This window comes from Glycomyces niveus (assembly GCF_017592475.1).
In the GTDB taxonomy this organism is placed as follows: domain Bacteria; phylum Actinomycetota; class Actinomycetes; order Mycobacteriales; family Micromonosporaceae; genus Glycomyces; species Glycomyces niveus.
This window is the reverse complement of record NZ_JAGFNP010000024.1, coordinates 1-1776: the sequence shown is the minus strand read 5'-3', so window position 1 is coordinate 1776 and position 1776 is coordinate 1. Positions and strand designations below refer to the sequence as shown.

Annotated in this window: 1 rRNA gene; it reads left to right on the top strand. The window is 57.7% G+C overall.

Annotated elements, in window-relative coordinates:
• The first annotated feature begins 216 nt into the window (after positions 1-216).
• Positions 217-1748, top strand: a 16S ribosomal RNA gene (locus J5V16_RS24010).
• Positions 1749-1776 lie beyond the last annotated feature (28 nt).

Sequence of the window (1776 nt, the reverse complement as noted above, 5' to 3'; positions counted from 1 at the left end):
GCGTGTTGTTTGAGAACTCAACAGGGTGTTTGGATGGTCAGCGTGCGGGCTGACTGGGACGATCGGACAAGGTTTCGGTGGTTTCTGGTTGGTACTGTTTTTGACTGTCTTTTCCTTGGGACACTTGCTTGGTGTCCCGTTGAAAATCGGTCAGGACATGCTTCGACACATACCAAAAGTCGCCATGGTCTTCGGATGGTGGTGCGCAACAGGTTTTTGTTGGAGAGTTTGATCCTGGCTCAGGACGAACGCTGGCGGCGTGCTTCACACATGCAAGTCGAACGGAAAGGCCCGCTTGCGGGTACTCGAGTGGCGAACGGGTGAGTAACACGTGGGTAACCTGCCCCCATCTCTGGGATAACCGTTGGAAACGGCGGCTAATACCGGATACGACCTGGCTCCGCATGGTGCTGGGTGGAAAGTTTTTGCGGTTGGGGAGGGGCCCGCGGCCTATCAGCTTGTTGGTGCGGTAGTGGCGCACCAAGGCTTTGACGGGTAGCCGGCCTGAGAGGGCGGTCGGTCACATTGGGACTGAGATACGGCCCAGACTCCTACGGGAGGCAGCAGTGGGGAATTTTGCACAATGGGCGAAAGCCTGATGCAGCGACGCCGCGTGAGGGATGACGGCTTTCGGGTTGTAAACCTCTTTTATCCACCACGAAGGCCCCGTATTCGCGGGGTTGACGGTAGTGGTTGAATAAGCGCCGGCTAACTACGTGCCAGCAGCCGCGGTAAGACGTAGGGCGCGAGCGTTGTCCGGATTTATTGGGCGTAAAGGGCTCGTAGGCGGTTGATTGCGTCCGCCGTGAAAGGCCTCGGCTTAACCGGGGTTTTGCGGTGGATACGGGTCGACTTGAGGCAATTAGGGGAGATCGGAATTCTACGTGTAGCGGTGAAATGCGCAGATATGTGGAGGAACACCGGTGGCGAAGGCGGATCTCTGGGATTGTTCTGACGCTGAGGAGCGAAAGCGTGGGGAGCGAACAGGATTAGATACCCTGGTAGTCCATGCTGTAAACGGTGGGCGCTAGGTGTGGGGTCACGTTGGTTGATTCTGTGCCGTAGCTAACGCATTAAGCGCCCCGCCTGGGGAGTACGGCCGCAAGGCTAAAACTCAAAGGAATTGACGGGGGCCCGCACAAGCGGCGGAGCATGCGGATTAATTCGATGCAACGCGAAGAACCTTACCTAGGTTTGACATCACCCGGAAACCCCTAGAGATAGGGGCCTCTTCGGACTGGGTGACAGGTGGTGCATGGCTGTCGTCAGCTCGTGTCGTGAGATGTTGGGTTAAGTCCCGCAACGAGCGCAACCCTTATCCCGTGTTGCCAGCATTCAGTTGGGGACTCACGGGAGACTGCCGGGGTTAACTCGGAGGAAGGTGGGGATGAGGTCAAGTCATCATGCCCCTTATGTCTAGGGCTTCACGCATGCTACATTGGCCGGTACAGCGGGTTGCGATACCGTGAGGTGGAGCGAATCCCTGTAAAGCCGGTCTTGGTTCGGATTCGAGTCTGCAACTCGACTCGATGAAGGTGGAGTCGCTAGTAATCGCAGATCAGCAACGCTGCGGTGAATGCGTTCCCGGGCCTTGTACACACCGCCCGTCACGTCATGAAAGTTGGCAACACCCGAAGCCTGCGGCCTAACCGGTTTACCGGAGGGAGTGGTCGAAGGTGGGGCTGGCGATTAGGACGAAGTCGTAACAAGGTAGCCGTACCGGAAGGTGCGGCTGGATCACCTCCTTTCTAAGGAGTCCCGACCCCCCTGCGGGGG